The 17,366-nt window shown below is 68.7% G+C and carries 19 protein-coding genes and 1 other RNA gene; 11 read left to right on the top strand and 9 right to left on the bottom strand.

Features of this window, described 5'->3' with window-relative positions; all coding sequences use genetic code 11:
* Nucleotides 1-11: 11 nt before the first annotated feature.
* Nucleotides 12-125, bottom strand: coding sequence for an LPS translocon maturation chaperone LptM (lptM, locus tag IE88_RS18585; RefSeq protein WP_238319238.1), 114 nt, complete (start codon nt 123-125; stop codon nt 12-14).
* Nucleotides 126-216: 91 nt separating this feature from the next.
* Here lptM and IE88_RS0100785 point away from each other — a divergent pair, with 91 nt between their 5' ends.
* Together IE88_RS0100785 and IE88_RS0100780 are read left to right on the top strand one after the other, a co-directional pair.
* Complete coding sequence (locus IE88_RS0100785; RefSeq protein ID WP_031549107.1) at nt 217-870, top strand: TlpA family protein disulfide reductase; 654 nt, start codon at nt 217-219, stop codon at nt 868-870.
* Between the two features lie 99 nt (nt 871-969).
* Nucleotides 970-2,655: a hypothetical protein gene (locus tag IE88_RS0100780; RefSeq protein ID WP_031549104.1), complete on the top strand. Its 1,686-nt coding sequence runs from the start codon at nt 970-972 to the stop codon at nt 2,653-2,655.
* 25 nt (nt 2,656-2,680) lie between these two features.
* On the opposite strand, the gene IE88_RS0100775 is transcribed toward IE88_RS0100780, so the two are convergent.
* On the bottom strand, nt 2,681-3,199 hold the full coding sequence (locus IE88_RS0100775; RefSeq protein ID WP_036766268.1) for an RNA pyrophosphohydrolase: 519 nt from the start codon (nt 3,197-3,199) through the stop codon (nt 2,681-2,683).
* Entirely contained in the window at nt 3,196-4,314 is a 1,119-nt protein-coding gene (locus IE88_RS16970; RefSeq protein WP_162178273.1) for a divergent polysaccharide deacetylase family protein, read from the bottom strand. Before IE88_RS16970 ends, IE88_RS0100775 begins: the two co-directional genes overlap by 4 nt.
* Before the next feature lie 129 nt (nt 4,315-4,443).
* Between IE88_RS16970 and IE88_RS0100765 the strand changes: the two genes are divergently transcribed.
* Nucleotides 4,444-6,120 (top strand): AMP-binding protein, encoded by a 1,677-nt coding sequence (locus tag IE88_RS0100765; protein ID WP_051881319.1) that lies wholly within the window; start codon nt 4,444-4,446, stop codon nt 6,118-6,120.
* A 4-nt stretch (nt 6,121-6,124) separates the two neighbouring features.
* On the opposite strand, the gene IE88_RS0100760 is transcribed toward IE88_RS0100765, so the two are convergent.
* Together IE88_RS0100760 and radA are read right to left on the bottom strand one after the other, a co-directional pair.
* A complete protein-coding gene (locus IE88_RS0100760; protein ID WP_031549092.1) occupies nt 6,125-6,388 on the bottom strand; it encodes a hypothetical protein in 264 nt (87 codons plus the stop codon).
* 61 nt (nt 6,389-6,449) lie between these two features.
* Complete coding sequence (gene radA, locus IE88_RS0100755; protein WP_031549089.1) at nt 6,450-7,811, bottom strand: DNA repair protein RadA; 1,362 nt, start codon at nt 7,809-7,811, stop codon at nt 6,450-6,452.
* Nucleotides 7,812-7,864: 53 nt separating this feature from the next.
* Here radA and IE88_RS0100750 point away from each other — a divergent pair, with 53 nt between their 5' ends.
* The 3 genes from IE88_RS0100750 to IE88_RS0100740 all read left to right on the top strand — a co-directional run bounded on the left by IE88_RS0100750 (nt 7,865) and on the right by IE88_RS0100740 (nt 10,932).
* A complete protein-coding gene (locus IE88_RS0100750; protein ID WP_031549086.1) occupies nt 7,865-8,959 on the top strand; it encodes a M48 family metalloprotease in 1,095 nt (364 codons plus the stop codon).
* Entirely contained in the window at nt 8,956-10,485 is a 1,530-nt protein-coding gene (locus IE88_RS0100745) for a glycosyltransferase family 39 protein (protein WP_031549084.1), read from the top strand. Before IE88_RS0100750 ends, IE88_RS0100745 begins: the two co-directional genes overlap by 4 nt.
* Nucleotides 10,486-10,644: 159 nt before the next feature.
* Entirely contained in the window at nt 10,645-10,932 is a 288-nt protein-coding gene (locus tag IE88_RS0100740) for a hypothetical protein (protein ID WP_031549081.1), read from the top strand.
* Between the two features lie 123 nt (nt 10,933-11,055).
* Here IE88_RS0100740 and IE88_RS0100735 read toward each other — a convergent pair whose 3' ends face one another.
* The gene (locus IE88_RS0100735; protein ID WP_031549078.1) at nt 11,056-11,655 is read right to left on the bottom strand and encodes a 5-formyltetrahydrofolate cyclo-ligase; all 600 of its coding nucleotides are present in this window, start codon (nt 11,653-11,655) and stop codon (nt 11,056-11,058) included.
* A gap of 61 nt (nt 11,656-11,716) precedes the next feature.
* A non-coding RNA gene (ssrS, locus tag IE88_RS17725) (6S RNA) lies at nt 11,717-11,873 on the bottom strand.
* A gap of 77 nt (nt 11,874-11,950) precedes the next feature.
* On the opposite strand from ssrS, the gene IE88_RS0100730 reads away from it, so the two are divergent.
* From IE88_RS0100730 to IE88_RS0100715, 4 genes are all read left to right on the top strand, one after another.
* A complete protein-coding gene (locus IE88_RS0100730; protein WP_031549075.1) occupies nt 11,951-12,643 on the top strand; it encodes an endonuclease/exonuclease/phosphatase family protein in 693 nt (230 codons plus the stop codon).
* A gap of 29 nt (nt 12,644-12,672) precedes the next feature.
* Entirely contained in the window at nt 12,673-14,094 is a 1,422-nt protein-coding gene (gene cls / locus IE88_RS0100725) for a cardiolipin synthase (protein ID WP_162178272.1), read from the top strand.
* A 97-nt stretch (nt 14,095-14,191) separates the two neighbouring features.
* On the top strand, nt 14,192-14,593 hold the full coding sequence (locus IE88_RS0100720) for a hypothetical protein (protein WP_031549070.1): 402 nt from the start codon (nt 14,192-14,194) through the stop codon (nt 14,591-14,593).
* Nucleotides 14,590-14,823 carry a helix-turn-helix transcriptional regulator gene (locus IE88_RS0100715; RefSeq protein ID WP_031549067.1) on the top strand — a complete coding sequence of 78 codons (234 nt, stop codon included), beginning with the start codon at nt 14,590-14,592 and terminating at the stop codon, nt 14,821-14,823. The genes IE88_RS0100720 and IE88_RS0100715 overlap by 4 nt, the downstream gene beginning before the upstream one ends.
* 3 nt (nt 14,824-14,826) lie before the next feature.
* On the opposite strand, the gene IE88_RS0100710 is transcribed toward IE88_RS0100715, so the two are convergent.
* Both IE88_RS0100710 and IE88_RS0100705 read right to left on the bottom strand, forming a co-directional pair.
* Complete coding sequence (locus tag IE88_RS0100710) at nt 14,827-15,261, bottom strand: acyl-CoA thioesterase (RefSeq protein ID WP_031549064.1); 435 nt, start codon at nt 15,259-15,261, stop codon at nt 14,827-14,829.
* Nucleotides 15,245-16,390 (bottom strand): iron-containing alcohol dehydrogenase, encoded by a 1,146-nt coding sequence (locus IE88_RS0100705; protein WP_031549061.1) that lies wholly within the window; start codon nt 16,388-16,390, stop codon nt 15,245-15,247. The genes IE88_RS0100710 and IE88_RS0100705 overlap by 17 nt, the downstream gene beginning before the upstream one ends.
* Before the next feature lie 115 nt (nt 16,391-16,505).
* Between IE88_RS0100705 and IE88_RS0100700 the strand changes: the two genes are divergently transcribed.
* The gene (locus IE88_RS0100700; protein WP_031549058.1) at nt 16,506-17,330 is read left to right on the top strand and encodes an HpcH/HpaI aldolase/citrate lyase family protein; all 825 of its coding nucleotides are present in this window, start codon (nt 16,506-16,508) and stop codon (nt 17,328-17,330) included.
* The last annotated feature ends 36 nt before the right edge of the window (nt 17,331-17,366 follow it).

Raw genomic sequence — 17,366 nt, 5'->3', positions numbered from 1 at the left:
CGGGGCTCCCCTCAGCGCCGCTCGCCCTGCTCTTCGGGCGGGGGCGGCGGCACTTCGAGCGGTGCGCGCCGGCCACAGGCCGAAAGCGTCGTCAGGAGGGCGATGGCGAGGAGGAGAGTGCGCATGGCAAAGAGTCCCAGCGGGCGGCGGACGGCTTGCGGGCAGGGAGTGCCCGGCGCATCTGGTAGGCGAGCAGATCAGAAGAGGCCAGCCCGCGTGACCGCCCCAGCCCGCTTCGCCCGCACCCTTCTCGAACCGCGCACGCTGCTGATCGCGATGGGTGGCCTCGGCGCTCTCTTCCTCGTCTACGTGCTGCTGGCGGCTTCCGAGCCGACGCAGAAGCCCTGGGAGGCCGCCAATGCGTCGCTCCTGACCGGAGAGGTGGAAGCGTTCACGCCGTCCTTCCCGCCGCGCGGGGTGCCCGAGGTGATGCTGGAGGGGCCGGATGGCGAGCCCGTCTTCCTGTCCGAGCTGATCGGCGGCGGCCCCGCCGTCGTGAATCTCTGGGCGACCTGGTGCCCGCCCTGCATCGAGGAGCTTCCGAGCCTCGCCGCCCTCAAGGAGCGTCTGGCAGGAGAGGTGCCTGTCTATACGATCGCGATGGAGGCGGGCGATCCGCAGCGCCAGCGCGACATGCTGGCGCGCCTCGGCCTCGAAGAGGCGCTGCCGCTCTATCGCGATCCTTCGCTGAGCCTCCTGCGGAGCTTCACGGAGAGGAGCGGCGGGGGCGCCGCGGCCGGCCTGCCGATCACGGTGATCTATGACGGCCGCGCCCGGGAGGTGGGACGGCTGGCGGGCGCCGCCGACTGGACGTCCCCCGAGGCCGTGCGCCTGATCCAGAGCGCGGCGGCAGGGGATGCCGAGTTCTGAAGAGCAAGTTAATGGCCTTTCTGCAGGCCGGGTCCTAGCAGCGGCGTAAATCGTGCAGCTAGACTGCGCTGAAGACATTCGGCGAGGGGACGGGACCCAATGACGCGAACCATCAAGATCACGCTCATGGCGGCAGCCGCCGCGACGGCTCTGACCGGCTACAAGCTGGCGAGCGACGCCATCGGCGCAACGGCGGTGCAGGCCTCCGCGCCCTTCGAGAAGAGCTATCGCCTCCGCCGCGCGGAGGCCGTCGACGGCGAAGCGGTCATGCAGGCGCTGGGCATCTCGGCGGACAGCTACGAGGCCGCCGTCTTCGACCGCGATCTCGGCGCCGTGGTCGTCACGCAGCTCTCCTTCGCGGACGAGGAAGGCAATGCGGAGAGCTCGCTCTCCATCGGCCGCATGGAGATGTTCGGCCCCGACCTCGACAAGATCGAGGCGATCAAGACCGGCGCGATGGGCGAGCTGGAAGAGGTCTTCGACCGGGTGCGGGTCTATGATCTCGAGGCGCGCGGCGTCGCGCAGGTCGACGCCGAAGGAGAAGAGGAGGCGGAGACCCAGCCTGTCGCCATGCGGGTCACGGTGGGCGGCCTGGAGCTGCGCAAGCCGCAATTCGCAGGCCTTCCCGCCGGCGGCGAAGAAGCCGACGGGAAGACGCAGATGGCGAAGATGCTGCGCGGCGTCGCCTTCGAACAGATGGGAATTTACGACCTCGACATCGGCGACGTGACCGGCCCGAGCGGGGAGACCTTCGATCTGACGCTCGGCGAGATGACGGTCGGCGGCTATTCGGAGGGCACGCTCGGCCGCATCCTGATGGAGAAGCTCGACTATACGGCGGTCCAGGACATGGACGCCCTCAAGGCGGCGCTGACGGATCTCGGCCCCGGCGCGGCGGTCCTGACCGATTCGCCGCTCGCGAGCTTCCTCTTCCCGGGCAATAGCCGCACCACCGCCGAGAGCATGCGCTGGGACGGCTTCAGCGTCGAAGGCCTTATCGGCTATCTGGAGCGGGGCGAGACGCCGCCGCTCGACGCGACCGACCTCATCCGCATTGGCGGGCTCGAGGTGCGCGACCAGGTCGCCTATGTGAACGGCAAGACCGCCGCGCGGGTCGGCCGGACGACCATGTCCGAGATTCCCTTCGTCCATTTCATGCCGAAGAGCGTGGAGATGCAGACGCGGGACGCGGTCACCGACTTCACCGCCTATGTCCCGCCGGAGCAGAGCGAGCTGATCACCCTGCTGCGCGATCAGGGCCTCGACGATGTGCCGAGCACGTCGGAGCTGCGTTATTCCTACGATCCGCAGGCGAACACGATCTCCCTCGAAACCACGGGCACGGCGCGCGGCCTCTATGACAGCAGGCTCGCCTTCGATATCGCCCAGTTCGATTACCCTGCGCTCCTCAACGGAGACGAGGCTTCGAGCGAGGCGGCGCTGATGGGGACGGCGCTCGAGAGCTTCACCCTGATGATCGAGGACGAAGCGCTGCTCGACACGATCTTCGAGGTCTATGGCGCCATCGCCGGCCAGGAGCCGGAGACGCTCCGCCAGCAGGCGGTCGGCCTCGCCACGCTCGGCGCGCTCCAGGGCGGCGCGATCAGCCCGCGCATTCCCGAATACGCCACCGCGCTGTCCACCTTCCTCTCCGAAGGCGGCACGCTGACGATCAGCGCCTCGCCCGAAGCGGCTGTCACCGTGGGCGAGGTGATGACGGCGGCGCAGGCCAATCCCGGTCGCGTGCTCGATGCGCTCAACCTGACGGTCGAGCGGTCCGAATAAGGACGGATAGCCCTCCCGGCGCCCTTCAGCGCCGGGAGGGCGCCAGCATGTCCCTCAGGAACTCGGATAGGGGCCTGACGCTCCCGATCAGTTCCTCGTAGACGCCGCGTTTGAACGGCACCACCAGCGACAGGGCCTCATCGAGCGAAGCCCAGCGCCACTCGTCGAACTCCCGCTCTTCATGCGCATCGAGATCGACCTCGGCATCGTCGCCTTCGAACAGCATCAGCGCCCATTTCTGACGCTGGCCGAGCCAGCGGCCACGGCGATATTCCGGCGGGAAGTCGTAAGCGAGCCAGCCGGGCGTCATGGCGAGCAGGCGGGCCGAGCGGATGCCGGTCTCCTCGAACAGTTCCCGCCGCGCGGCTTCGTCGGCCTCCTCGCCCTTGTCGATCCCGCCCTGCGGCATCTGCCAGCGGTGGACCGTATGCGGCTCATGCGCGCCGAGGCCGGTGCGCGCGCCGATCCAGACCTCGCCGCGCGGATTGAGGAGGCACACCCCGACATTCGGCCGGTAGTCGGACAGGGCGTCGGGCACTCTCATGATCCCGCCGCCGCCGTGGAGGCCGGCACAAGCGCCACGCCCTGCTGCGGCAGCCCCTCCGCCCACTCTTTCAGAATATCCACTGCATCCTCCGTCACATAGACCTTGCCGAGCGCCACGCGATCGCTTCGCGCGCTGCGCGCCAGCGCGCGAAGGGTCTGCGCGAGGTCGCCGCTGTCGGGCGTGATCAGCCGGTCGGTCGCGGCATAGGGCACGCCCGCCGCGCGGGCCGCCGCCTCCGCCTGGCCTGTATCGTCGATATAGCCGAGGCCGACTTCGGAGAGCCGCTGCATGACGAGGCCGATCGCCTGGCTGTCGCGCGAGAAGCCTTCGCCCAGATAGTTGGTGAGCATGGGATAGGCCGGCGCCCGGGACAGGATCCAGTCGAGCCTGCGCATATTGCCGGAGGGGCGGCGGTCGGCGAGGAGGCCCGCAGGCCCCAGCGCCCCCGGCGCGACGCCGGGCGTTCCCATCGGCACTTCGATCAGGACCTCATGGCCGGCGGCATTGGCGCGCGCGATGAGGTCCGGCAGGTCGCGGGCATAGGGGGCGAAGGCGAGAGAGATTTCCGGCGGCAGCTCGTCGATGGCCCGCTCGGTGAGCGCCGGATCGAGGCCGAGCCCGCTCAGGACGAGGGCGAGGCCCCTGGCTTCGCCGGCAGCCTGCGCGCGGCGATAGGCGGCGAAAGGCGTGCTGCCGTCCGCGCCCCGGCCCGGGCGCGGGCCGTCGGCGGCGCTGACGGTGAGGGCGGGATCGGGCCGGGAGGGCAGCACTGCGGGCTGCGCGGCGCGCGGACGCGATGCGGCCGCCTCCGGCACGGTGATGATGACGGCGTCCTCTCCTGCCGCGGCCAGCGCCTCCTCCGGCGTCTGGGGCGGCTCTTCCGACTCTTCGGGCGCGGCCATGAGCACCGGCTCGCTTCCCGAGCGGTCGGGACCGGGCGCATAGGGGTCGGGCGCGGCAGGAAGCGTCAGGGCGACCTCGACCGGCTCCGCCTCCGGCACGGGGGCGAGGATCGCGGCGATCATCAGGCCCGCGACCCCGAGGATGAGCACGGTCCAGGCGATGCGGAGGCGGGAGGGGGGAGGGGCTCGTCTCGTTGTGCGGGATCTCAACGCAAACTCCTGTCCGGACGCGCCGTCACGGTGCGTTGCGGCCTGTTACCGCGCGTCTTAGACAGAACCTTCAGACAAGGTCACTACATAAGCGGTGCGCAAGCAGGCATCGCGACCAGGAGGAACACCATGGCCGCCCGCAAGACGCCGGAGAAGGATCTCACCGAAGCGGCCGAGCGCGCCGAGGAGGCCGCCGCCGAGGAGCGGCGCGTCGCGCAGGCGCGCAAGACGCGCCGCCAGATCTGGTCGCGCAGCCGCTCGACGGTGCTCGCCAAGGTGCTCGAGGCGAAAGCCCGCCTCGGCGACGAGCACGTGGCGATCATCGAACCCGAAGGGCGCGAGATCACCTATAAGGACCTCGTGCGGGGGGCCTTCGCGCTTGGCGGCGCCTTCAAGCGCTTCACCAAGCGCGGAGAGAATGTCGGCATCATGCTGCCGACCAGCGCGGGCGGGATCATCGCGCTTCTCGGGCTCTACGTCGACGGCCGCGTTCCCGCGATGCTGAACTTCACCGCCGGCGAGAAGGCGCTGCTTTCCGCGATCGAGACGGCGAAGATCCGCACGGTCCTGACATCGCGCAAGTTCATCGAGGTCGGGGGGCTGGAAGGGCTGGCCGATGCGCTCTCCGCCCATGTCGAGATCCGCTATCTCGAGGACATCAAGGACGGCTTGAGCGGCAGGAACAAGCTGCGCGCGGCCCTCGGCGAGAAATTCCCGGCCCTGATGCGCCGGCCGCTCGGCCCCGATACGCCCGCCGTCATCCTCTTCACCTCGGGGACGGAGGGTGCGCCGAAGGGCGTCGTCCTGAGCCACCAGAACATCGTGGCCAATGTCGAGCAGGTCCGGGGCCATGTCGATCTCGAGGACACGGACATCGTCTTCAACCCGCTGCCGATCTTCCATTCCTACGGCCTGACCGCTGGCTGCTTCTTTCCGCTGATCGACGGCCGTCCGCTCGTGCCCTATCCCTCGCCGCTGCACGTCAAGCTGATCCCCGAGGTGATCAAGAAGACCGGTGCGACGATCATCTTCGCGACCGACACCTTCCTTCACCGCTATCTACGGTCCGGGAAGGAGGGGAGCCTGTCGAGCCTGCGCTACGCGGTCTGCGGTGCGGAGAAGGTGCGTGACGAGACCCGCAACCTGGCCCGCCGCCTGTTCGGCTTCTCGGTTCTCGAAGGCTATGGCGCGACCGAATGCTCGCCCGTGCTGGCGGTGAACCAGCCCGGCGATATCCGGCCGGGAACGGTCGGCAAGCTGCTTCCCGGCGTCGAGCCGCGGCTCGAGGCGGTCGAGGGCCTGGCCAGCGGCGGCCGGCTGTTCGTGCGCGGACCGAACGTGATGGCGGGCTATCTGGACCCGGACGGCTCGGGCAGGATCAATCCGCCCGAGGGCGGCTGGCACGACACCGGCGACGTCGTCTCGATCGACGGCGGCGGCTATGTCGCCATCAAGGGGCGGGTGAAGCGCTTCGCGAAGATCTCGGGAGAGATGATCAGCCTCGCCGTGGTCGAGAACTGCGCCAGCGTGGTCTGGCCCGAATCCGTCCATGCGGCGGTGACCTTGCCCGACGAGAAGAAGGGCGAGCAGATCGTGCTTCTCACCGAAGAGCCCAATCCCAGCCGCGAGGCGCTGCTCGACTGGGCGCAAAGCCACGGCGTGCCGGAGCTTTCCGTGCCCAAGCGCGTGCTGCATGTCGACGACATCCCGCTGCTGGGCACGGGCAAGGTGGATTACGTCCGGCTGAACCAGGAGGCCGAGCGGCTCATCGCCGAGGCCGAGGCGGAGAAAGCCGCCGCCGAATAGGCGCTCAGTCCACAGGCCGGAAGATCAGGACGAGGATCACGCCGAGAAGGCCGAGCACCATCCATCCGGGCGCGCCGAGGAGGACGTTCGCGACCCCGGCGGCGAAGCCGCTCTCGAGAACCCCGATCTCGAGGCCGAACAGGGCGAGGATTTCGCGGCTCGACCGCAGCACGGTCTCGCCCTGTTCGAGCGTCGAGATGCCGTCCGCGCCGATCAGCGCGATGCCAAGTCCCACCAGAACCCAAGCCACGATCCGAAGGATGCCCATCGCTCCGCTCCCTTGCCGGTCTTTTGGGTAGAGCGCGTCGCTCCTCCGGGCAATCGCGCGTTCAGGCGGCCTTTTTCAGCCAGACCACCGCTTCGGCGAGATTGTCGAAATTCATCACTTCGAGCTTCCGGCTCTCGACGCCGCGCGGGGTCAGCAGGCTCTTGAAGCCGAGCTTCTGCGCCTCGGCCGCCCGTGCCTCCATCTGCGGGACCGGGCGGACGGCGCCTGACAGGCCGACCTCGCCGAAGGTGACGGTCTTGGGCGGCAGGGGCGCATCGAAGAGGGAGGAGACGAGGGCGCTGGCAGCCGCCATGTCGGCGGCGGGCTCGCTGATCTTCATGCCGCCCGCGACATTGAGGAACACGTCGTGCCGGCCGAAATCGAGCCCGCAGCGCGCATCCAGCACGGCGAGGAGCTGGCTGAGCCGCGCCGAATCCCAGCCCACCACCGCCCGGCGGGGGGCGCCGAGGGTCGAGGGGCTGACCAGCGCCTGCACCTCGCAGAGGACGGGACGCGTCCCCTCGATCCCGGCGAAGACGGCCGAGCCCGACACGTCCTGATCGGTCTCGGACAGGAAGAGCTCGGAGGGGTTCGTCACCTCGCGCAGGCCCGCGCCCGTCATGTCGAAGACGCCGATCTCATGCGCCGCGCCGAAGCGGTTCTTGACCGCGCGCAGGATGCGGAAGGACCGTCCCGCCTCGCTCTCGAAATAGAGGACGGCGTCCACCAGGTGCTCGACCACGCGCGGCCCCGCGAGCTGGCCTTCCTTGGTGACGTGGCCGACGAGGATCAGCGTGCAATTGGTGTTCTTGGCGAAGCGGACGAGTTCCTGCGCGCAGGTGCGCACCTGGGTGACCGTGCCGGGGGCGGCGGGCAGGGTGTCCGACCACAGGGTCTGGATCGAATCGATGATGACCGCCTGCGGCTTTTCCTTTTTCAGCGTGGTGATGATGTCGCGCAGCGAAGTGCCCGCCGCGAGGCCGACCGGCGCCTTCTGAAGGCCGAGCCGCTTGGCCCGCATGCGGATCTGCGCGGTGGCTTCCTCGCCCGAGATATAGGCCGTGCGCGTGCCGCCCCTTGCGAGGCCCGCCGCGATCTGGAGGAGGAGGGTCGATTTGCCGACCCCGGGATCGCCGCCGACGAGCAGCGCCGAGCCCGGCACGAGGCCGCCGCCGACGGCTCTGTCGAACTCGCCGTTGCCCGTCGCATAGCGCGCCTCGGCCTTGGCCTCGCCTTCGAGGCTGTCGAGCGTGATCGCCTTGCCGCCCTTGGCATTGCCGGAGGTCTTGAGCCCGCCCGGCGGGGCATTGTCCTGTTCGAGCTCGATCGTGTTCCACTGGCCGCAGGCCTCGCAGCGGCCCATCCATTTCGAATAGACGGCGCCGCAGGACTGGCAGACATAGGTCTCTGAAGGTCGGGCCATCTTGTCTCCTTGGAGGGCCTTGGCAGAAGCGGGAGCGGCTCTAGCATGTAGCCATGGGCGCCGGGCTTCGCATCCTTTTTGTTCTCCTCCTGTTCGCGAGCTGCGCGACGCCGGATCACCGCCTGCCTTCGCTCGATTCGGCGCTCCTGGCGTCAGAGCGGGAGCGTGTGGTCGAGGATGCGATGGAGACGGCGCTGGCCCGCCGCGCGCGGGTCTACGACCTCGCCTGGCCGGTGCTGACGGCGAATGTTGAGCTCTGTCCCGACACGGCGCCGCGCGCGGGGCTCGTTCTCGCCGACCGTCCGCTCCTCGCCCGCATGGCGGGAGGGATCGACGAGGACCGGCTCGAAGAGATCGGGATCGCCGAGGGCCTGCGCGTCCTGCACGTCATGGCCGGAAGTCCAGCCGCGCAAGCGGGCCTACCCTCCGGCGGCTTCGTCGATGCCGTGAACGGCGAGGCGGAGGACGATCCGGGAAAGGCCGCGAAGGCGCTGCGCGACGCGCTGGAGGAAGAGCGCGAGGCGACGCTGACAGTCGCCGGCGAGACCTATCGCCTCGAAGGCGCGCGAGCCTGCGACGTGGCGGTGAAGATCGGCACGAGCCAGGCGATCAACGCCGATGCGGTCAGCGGGATCACGATCTATACCGGCCTCATCCGCTCTTTGTCGGACGAGGCGCTGCAGGCCGTGATCGCCCATGAACTCGCCCATGTCGCGCTGGAGCATCCGCGCAAATATGTCCGCAATGCCGTCCTCACGGGCGGCGTCGTGACGGGGCCGGTCCTCTATGCGCTCGGCAGCCTGACGGACCGCGTCGCCGGCGTGATCGGCCGCCCCTTCGACCGCTCGCTGGCCGGGCGGGCGCTCGGTCTGGTCGCGCCATGGTCAGAGTCCTTCGAGGCGGAAGCGGATTATGTCGGCCTCTACCTCTTCGCCCGGGCGGGAGGCGATCTGTCCGCCGCGGCCGAAGTCTACGACACGTTCAGCCGGGAGAGCCCGGCCAGCATCTCGGTGGCGGCCACCCATCCCGTCACGCCGGAGCGCCTGGCGCGCGCCGCCGCGACCATCGCGGAGATCGAGGCGAAGCGGGAGGCGGGCCTGCCGCTCCTGCCGGAGAGGAGAGACGGGAAGGGCGGGAAAAGCCGATGACCGCTCCGCGCCCGGATGAAGCTGCGCAGGGCCGCGGCGGAGCGCAAGGAACGCTTTTTGCCGTTCTCGGGATCGTCGCCGTCTATGCGCTCGTCAATGCCGGCATCCGCCTCTTCGCGGGCAGCTGGCTCGCCATGGACGACGCCAAGACGAACCTCTTCACCCAGAAATGGCAGTGGGGCTATCAGGCCGACAACCCGCCGCTCTTCGAGTGGATCATCACCCTGCTGCACCAGGTCACGGGCGGCGGGATCGCATCCTTCCTTGTGCTGAAATACGCTGCACTGATCGTTGCGGCGGGCTGCCTCTACAAGGCCGTCGAGCGTCATGCGGGGCGCGGCGATGCCGCGGCGACGGGCCTCGGCGCGGTGCTCCTCTACCAGATCGGCTGGAACTACCATCAGGCCTTCACCCATTCGGCGCTTCTGGTGGCGGCCACTTGCGCGGGGATGTGGGCAGGCCTTCGCCTGGCCCGTGCAAGGACGGCATGGTCCTATCTCCTCTTCGGCGCCGTCTGCGGCATCGGTGTGCTCACCAAATACAATTTCGCGCTCTTCGCCGTGCCCTTCCTGGTCGCGGCGGCAGCGCTGCGCGAGACGCGCAGCGCCGTCCTGAACCCTCGCATCCTGCTCGTGCCGCTGATCGCGCTGCCGATCGTCCTGCCGCACGCGGTCTGGCTGCTCGGCCGCTCCGAGGCCTATCAGGCGACGCTGTCGGGCACGCTCGGCCTCGAAGGCGCGCGCCTGTCGCGGCTCGGCGAAGGGATCGGCGCGCTGATCGTGGCCACCGTCAGCTTCTTCCTGCCCTGGACGCTCGCCGCGGCATGGCTCCGGCGCCGGGCGCGATCGCTTCCCCTCATGGCGGAAGAACGCCTCCTCCTGCTGACGAGCGGCATCGCGCTTTGTTTCCTCCTCCTCGCCGTGGGTTTCGGCGTCGGCTCGATCTCCGAGCGCTATGTCATCCCCGCGCTGCTGCCGGCTTATGCAGGGGCGACGACGGCGCTCCTGCGGGCAGGGGGCGAGCGGGGCAGGCGGCTCTACCTGCGATGGGCGCTCGGCTTCGCCGTCCTGTTCACGGTCCTGCGCTTTCTCGGCCTCGCCGTGGCCGGGCCGCCCTTCTGCGACGAGTGCCGCCGCTTCGTACCTTATGGCGACCTGATGGAGAGGCTGGCCGAGGTGACGCCGGAAGACAGCATCTACCTCGTGCGCGAGGAGAACACGGCCGGAAACGTCGTCGCGGCCTTTCCGGGCGCGCAGGTGCGCAGTCTCAACCTCATGCCCTTCATGAACCCGACGGACGGCTCGGGCCGCCCCTGCTTCTATGTCTGGTCCGAGGACATGGCCGGCGGCGTGCCGCTCTTCGAGGTGTTCGCCTTCGCCTATGACGACCCCGAGACGGTGATGGTGGACGCGCCCTGGCGGCATCCCTTCCGGAAGACCGGCTGGCGGCGCACGGTCTGGGGCATCACGCCGCTCGACGATCCGGCGCTCTACCGCCGGTTCTGCACGCCGCAAGGCCGCGGCTGAAGCGGTCGGCGCCTCCCGTTATAGTAAATGGCTGGTTAAAGGCAGGTCACCGAACAGTTAAAGTGCGTTTTACTTCATGTTCACCGCAGGATGGTCACTATCGTTTCAAGGTTAACCGGCAGAGCCGGACAGTGACCAAAGCAGTAACAGGAGTGAACAATGTCTGTATCCCTCGACCATGCCAGCCTGGAAGGCGCCGAGCGCCTGCCGACCGCCGAAGAAATGTACCGCCTGGGCCTGATGGCCTCGACGCCGGGCGCAGCGGCGGAAAGCTGCCTCGTCAGCGCGCACAAATGGTTCAACCTGGCTGCGCTCCAGGGCAATCAGGAAGCACGCGTCTATCGCCAGCAGCTCACGCTGGAGATGTCCGCGCGCGAGATCGCCGAAGCGCAGAAGCAGGCCCGCGAGTGGCTGCGCACGCGCAAGCCGGCGCTGGAACGGGTCTGACGACGGCGGTCCCATTGCCCGGCTTCCGCCAGCGAAGCGGCAGCCGATCCTTCTGAACTTCCGGCCTTCCTCCTGCGCGGAAGCCTTCTGGCCGGTCTCGACGTTTCGCAGCCGGCGCTGCGCCTAGCGGCGCGGCGTGAAATGAAGCGCACCGCGCTCGGACACGAACCAGTCGAGGAACTGGTCGTGCGGGGCGACGGGGAACCGCTCCGTCAGCTGATCGCCATACCCGTATCCCACCGCCGTCACGCCAGGCGGCCCTGCGCGCAGCGCCTCCAGCGTCCGGTCGTAATGGCCGCCGCCCATTCCGAGGCGCGCACCATCGGCCTTGCGGGCGGCAAGAAGCGGCGTCACCACGATATCCGGCCGCACCTCCGCGGCGTTCTCGTCCGGCTCCAATATGCCATAAGGCCCTTCGACGAGGGGCCGGTCGATCTCGAACAGGCGGAAGGTCAGCGGCGCGGTCTTGCCCGTCACGACGGGAAGCGCGACGGCGACGCCTTCTTCGGCGAGCGCCTTGGCGAGAGGGCCGGTATCGAGCTCGTCGCCCTTCGGCGAATAGAGCGCGACCGTCTGCCCCGCCTTCGGCGCGATGGCCGACATGAAATGGCCGGCGGCGAAGCGGGCGGCCTGGGGTTGCGCGGCGGCGGCGCGGGCCCGCGCCTTCTTCGCGCGCCTGCGGAAGAGGTCTTTCCAGTCGAGGATGGGCAGAGGAGCCAGCATGCTCTCAATGTAGGCGGTCCGGCCATGAGGCCGAAGCCTTTCTTTCATCCGCATGGGAATGGGAATTGCCGCGCCGGCCGTTGGACACTGTTTCGCCCTGGACCCGAAAGACCAGGTGGGCACCACGTGAAACGGACCACGGTCCAGACCAGAGGCGGTTCCCGAACGATAATGTAAGGCCCCGGGGAAATCCGTCCTGACGCACCGGGCAGCTCACGGAAGTTAGGAGCGGGCAGGGGTGCGCGCAAGTGCCGAACGGGTTTTCCGCCGCTCCCGAGGCGAGTAAGCCGAGCGGATGCTGCGCATCGCCTCCTACAACATCCAGAAAGCCATCGGACATGATTTCCGGCGCAAGCCGGAGCGGACAATGGCCGTCATCTCCGAGATCGGTGCGGATGTCGTCGTGCTGCAGGAGGCCGATCGGCGTTTCGGTCCGCGCGCCTCGGCGCTGCCGCCCGAAATGATCACGCGCCTGAGCGACTACCGCCCCGCCGAACTCTCGATCCGGCCGGACAGCATTGGCTGGCACGGCAATGCGATCCTGGTCCGCAAGGACCTGCCGGTCCTCAAGGCGAAACGGCTGGATCTGCCCTATCTCGAACCCAGAGGCGCCGTCTCCGTCGTGGTCGAGCTGGAGGCGGGGCCGCTGATCGTGATCGGCGCGCATCTGGCGCTCACGAGGAAGTGGCGCCGCCACCAGGCGGAGACGCTGGCCGAATATGCCGACAGGGCGCAGATGCCGCTTCTCCTTTGCGGCGACCTCAATGAGTGGCCGCGGGCGGGCCGGGGGCTCGAGCCTCTCGCAGGGCTCCTGAACGAATACGCACCCGGCCGGACCTTCCCCGCGATCCGGCCGATCGCCCGGCTCGACCGCCTCTATTCCTGCGGACAGTTGCGGGTCGAAGCGCGGGTCCACAACACGCCGCTCGCCCGCATCGCATCGGATCACCTGCCCATCCGGGCTGACGTGACCCGCGAAGCGGCCTAGCCCGGCGCGATCCTCGCAAGGGCATGTTCATGGGCGGAACGGATATCTTCTTCTGGCTCGATGCCGCGTTCTACGCTGGGGCCGTGGCCTGCGCGATCCATTCGATCATGGCCAATCGCACCGCCCAGGGCACGCTTGCCTGGCTGATGGCGCTTTTCGCGCTGCCTTACGCTTCGATCCCGCTCTATCTCGTCTTCGGGCGGCGCAAGCATATCGGCTATGCCGCCATCAGGGCCGCGCAGGCCGAGGTGACGCGGAAGCAGGAGGTCTCCACCTTCCTCGAATATGAGGGGCAGGGCGCGCGCCATGCCGCCCGAGAGCTGGAAGTGGCTGAGGATATCGGCGGCGCGGGCTATACGCGCGGCAACCACGTGGCACTGCTGGAGGACGGCGAGGAGACGTTCGAGGAAATCTTCTCGGCGATCGACGCGGCGCGGTCCTATGTCCTCGTCCAGTTCTACATCTTCCGCGACGACCGGCTCGGCCGGACGCTGCGCGACCGCATGGCCTCCGCCGTGGAGCGGGGCGTGCGGTGCTATCTTCTTTATGACGAGATCGGCTCGATCAGCACGCCCGGCGCTTATTTCCGCAGCTTCAGGGAAGCCGGCGTGAAAGTGGCCGGCTTCGGCCGCCGCCGTCCGATCCGGGGGCGCTTCGAGGTCAATTTCCGCAATCACCGGAAGACGGTGGTGGCGGACGGACGCGTAGCCTTTGTCGGCGGCAACAATGTCGGCGTCGAATATGTCGGCGAGGACCCGAAATTCGGCCCCTGGGCCGATGCGCATATGCGGCTCGAAGGGCCGCTCGTGCAGGCCGCGCAGCTCGCCTTCTCGCAGGACTGGCAGTTCGCGGCGGGCGAGGTGCTGGAGCTCGACTGGGACGCGCGGCCCGCGACCCGGGGCGACCAGATCGCCGCCTTCCTGCCGACCGGTCCGGCCGACGACCTCGAGACCGGAATGCTGATGTTCGTCGCCGCCATCAACGCGGCGAAGGAGCGCCTATGGATCGTCAGCCCCTATTTCGTGCCCGATCTCGCCGTGATGTCGGCCCTCAAGCTCGCGGTCCTGCGCGGCGTCGATGTGCGCGTGATCGTGCCGCACCGCCCCGACCACCTTCCGGTCTGGCTCGCAGGGTTCGACTTCCTGGAAGAAGCCGAGCGGGCGGGCCTGCGCGCCTATCGCTACACGCGCGGCTTCATGCACAGAAAGGCGCTGCTGATCGACGACGACCTCGCAATGGTCGGCACGGCGAACATGGACAATCGCAGCTTCCGTCTGAATTTCGAGGCCATGGTGATCGTCGCGGATCGCGGCTTCGCCCGGAATGTCGAGGGCATGTTCCTGCGCGATTTCAACGGCAGCCGCGAGCATGACGAGCGCGATTATCAGCAGCGCTCGGTCTTCTTCAAGCTCGCCGTGAGAGCCGCCCGGCTGCTCGCGCCCGTCCTCTGAACCGGCAAGCCTGAGGCAAGAATACCGGTCACGATGTAAAAAATACTTGCATCAGGTCAGGATCATCGTACATCTCCTTCATCAAGGGAGAGATCCGATGACCGAGAGAGAACGCATCACCGGCGCCGTCGTGCTGGTCCTGGCCGCTGTCGGCGGCTGGTTCGCCTGGCAGCTTTCCTCGAGCGGCGGCCTTACGCAGCCTGCGGGCGGCAGCATCTTCCTGGCCGTCTTCGCCATCACGGTGCTGACAGCCATCGGGGCCGCTCTCGCCGCGCTGGTCGGGCGCGGACGGACCAAGGTGGACGAGCGCGACCACAGGATCGCCCTGCGCGCGCAGTTCGTTCGCGGCTTCCTCTATCTGGCGTTGGCCTTCGCGCTTCTGGGGCTGGCGATGATGTCGGGGAACGCCCTTCTGGCGAACGTCATCTTCCTCGCCATTCTCGGGATCGAGATCGTCAGCGGCCTGGTCATGCTGGCGCTCTACCGGATGAGCGCGTGAAGGGCGGCAAGAGCCGCCTGCGCAACCGCGTGCGCGAGCTGCGCTTCCATGCAGGCGAGATGACCCAGGCCGAGCTGGCGGAGAGGGCCGGCGTCACCCGCCAGACCATCGCGGCGATCGAGAAGAACCGCTACGCACCCTCGCTGGAGACGGCCTTCCTGATCGCCGAGGCCTTCCGCCTGCCGATCGGAGAAGTGTTCAGCTTCGCAAGCGAGGGAGAGGAGGGCTGACGGTCAGTCCCGCAAGAGCGGCTCAAGCCCCGCCCGCATGTCCCCGGGCAGCGGCACCGGCCGCCGGGTGTCGCGGTCGACATAGACGTGCACGAACCGTCCGTCCGCGGCCGAGCGTTCAGCGCCCTCCGCGAAGACGCCGAGCCTGTAGGTGACGGACGAATTGCCCAGCCGCTCGACCGCGATGCCGACCTCGACGGGCTCGGGATAGGCGAGCGCCGCGTGATAGCGGCAGCCGGTCTCGACGACGAGGCCGATCACCTCCCCGCCATGGATGTCGAGGCCGCATTCCTCGATCAGCAGCTTGTTCACCGCCGTGTCGAAAAAGCCGTAATAGGCGACATTGTTGACGTGGCCGTAGACGTCATTGTCCGACCAGCGGGTCTGGATCGGGACGAAGCGGGCGAAGGCGTCCCTGGGCTCACCACGCGCGCTCATAGATCCCCCTCGCATCTTCCAGTGTCACTTCGCGCGGATTGTTCTGCAACAGGCGCGTCTGAAGCATCGCGTCCTCGGCGAGGTCCGGCAGGTGATTGTGGCTGATGCCGAATTCGCGAAGGCGCCGCCGCATGCCGACCGCCTCGCAGATGTCCTCCATCGCGCCGACGAAGGCCTCGGCCCGCGCCTCGACCGAACCTTCCGCATGGCCCGCGACGTCCTCTGCCAGCTCGGCATAGAGCGGCGCTGCGGCGGGCAGGTTGAAGCGCAGGACATGGGGCAGGACGAGGCTGTTGGTCAGCCCGTGGGGCAGGTGGAAGCGGCCGCCCAAGGGATAGGCGAGGGCGTGGACGGCGGCGACGGGCGCATTGGCGAAGGCCTGGCCCGCCAGCATGGCGCCCAGCATGGCGCCGCCCCTGTGATCGTCGTTGTTGCCGTCCTCGAAGGCGCCGCGCACATGGACCGAGAGGAGGCGCAGCGCCTCGCGCGCCAGCGCGTCGGAAACCGGGTTCTTCTTGTGCGCGGTCGTATAGGCCTCGATCGCGTGGACCATGGCGTCCACTCCCGTCGCCGCCGTCACCTCGGCGGGCAGGCCGCGCGTGAGGGCGGGGTCGAGAAGGGCCGCGTCGGCATAGAGGGCGGGGGAGACGACGCCGGACTTGGTGGTCTCGCCGGTCGTGACGATGGCGATCGGCGTGACCTCGGACCCCGTGCCGGCAGTGGTCGGGATGAGGATGAGGGGCAGGCGCTCCGCGCGAACCTGGTCTACGCCGTACATTTCGGAGAGCGGCTGCTGGCCCTTGGCGAGAAGCGCCGCGAGCTTCGCCGTGTCGAGCGGGCTGCCGCCGCCGAGGCCGATCACGGCATCCTTGTCCTTCGCCGCCTCGCCGCAGCGCAGGACCATGTCCTCGGGCGGATCGGCGACCACTTCGTCGAAGACGGTGACGGACAGCCCGGCGCCGCTCAGCGCTTCCTCGACCGGCGCCAGGAGCCCCGCACCCCTGATGCCCTTGTCGGTAACCAGCAGCACCCGCTTCGCGCCGCGCCCGCGCAGCATGTCGGGCAGCGTCGCGGTCGCCCCGACGCCGAAGCGGATATCCGGCACGGTCTGAAACGTGAAAGGCTTCATGCCCACCTCCTCTTCTCATCGTCGCCCGCGCCGCGCCCGCGGACAAGCCGCGAGAGGCGTTTGACGGGACGCCGTGACGAACCTAACCCGAAGCCGCGCAGAGACGAGAGGCTTCATGACCGACCCGCAGCTTTGGCGTTCCCTGCTCTTCGTGCCCGGCGCCCGGCCCGACCGCTTCGAGAAGGCGGCGGCGGCAGGCGCCGATCTCGTCTGCATCGACCTCGAAGACGCCGTCGCCCCGCAGGGCAAGGCGAAGGCGCGCGAGGAGACGCTGGCCTTCCTGGCGCGGCGCGAGGGTCCTGCCAGTGTCGGCCTGCGGGTCAATGCCGTCGGCTCGGAGGCAGGCGAGGCGGATCTGGATGCGCTGAAGGGCGCAGAAGGGATCGCCTTCGTGATGATCCCCAAGCCGACCGGTCCCGCCGACCTCGACAGGGTCCGGGCAGCCTATGGCAAGGACGCGCTGATCCCCGTGCTCGAATCAGCGCGCGCGATCCAGGCGGCGGATGCTCTGGCCGACCATGAGGCCGTGATCGGCGGCATTTACGGCGCGATCGACCTCGCCGCCGATATCGGCTGCGACCTCTCCTGGGAGGCGCATCTTTACGGCCGCTCGCGCTGCGCACTGGCCTTCGGGGCGGCGCGCAAGGTGCTCTTCGACGTTCCCTATCTCGACGTGAAGGACCCCGACGGCCTCGAGGCCGAGACGCGGCGGGCCAAGGCGCTGGGCATCCATGCCCGCAGCGCGATCCATCCCGCCCAGCTCGCGCCGATCCACACGGCGCTCTCGCCCACGCAGGACGAGGTCGCGCGGGCGCAGCGCGTGGTCGAAGCCTTCGAGCAGGCGGAGGACGGCGTCGCGCTTCTCGACGGCAAGATGATCGAGCTGCCGGTCATCAAGTCCGCGCGACGCACACTCGCACTCGCAGCGCGCCAGCCTTGACCCTGGGGCGGCCTCAAGTGCAATCACGGACCTGAC

Source organism: Parvularcula oceani, assembly GCF_000733125.1.
Classification (GTDB): Bacteria; Pseudomonadota; Alphaproteobacteria; order Caulobacterales; family Parvularculaceae; genus Parvularcula; species Parvularcula oceani.
This window is presented reverse-complemented; position numbering and strand designations above follow the sequence as displayed.